1 pseudogene is annotated in these 226 nt (G+C 59.3%); it reads left to right on the top strand.

Annotation, left to right across the window (positions count from 1 at the left end):
• Positions 1-92 (top strand): annotated as a pseudogene (locus G8O24_RS43925) (thioesterase family protein); the annotation flags it as partial.
• Positions 93-226 lie beyond the last annotated feature (134 nt).

A 226-nucleotide genomic window follows, 5' to 3' on the forward strand; every position in this document is an offset into this window, starting at 1 on the left:
ACAAGAGCTACGCCGACCAGAACGCCGAGTTGTGGTCGCCGAACGGACGGCTGCTCGCGACCACGACGCAGATCGCGTATTTCAAGGCGTAGCCACGGGGTCGTCCCGGCGAAGGCCGGGACCCATAACCACAGGAAGTGGTTTGGCGAAGACTCTTAAATGTTTAGTCCCGGCATTTGCTGGAGCGGATTGAGGGTGAATCGTTCTGGCTCTTTTGTCCAGGCCC

This window comes from Bradyrhizobium campsiandrae (assembly GCF_014529705.1).
Taxonomy (GTDB): domain Bacteria; phylum Pseudomonadota; class Alphaproteobacteria; order Rhizobiales; family Xanthobacteraceae; genus Bradyrhizobium; species Bradyrhizobium campsiandrae.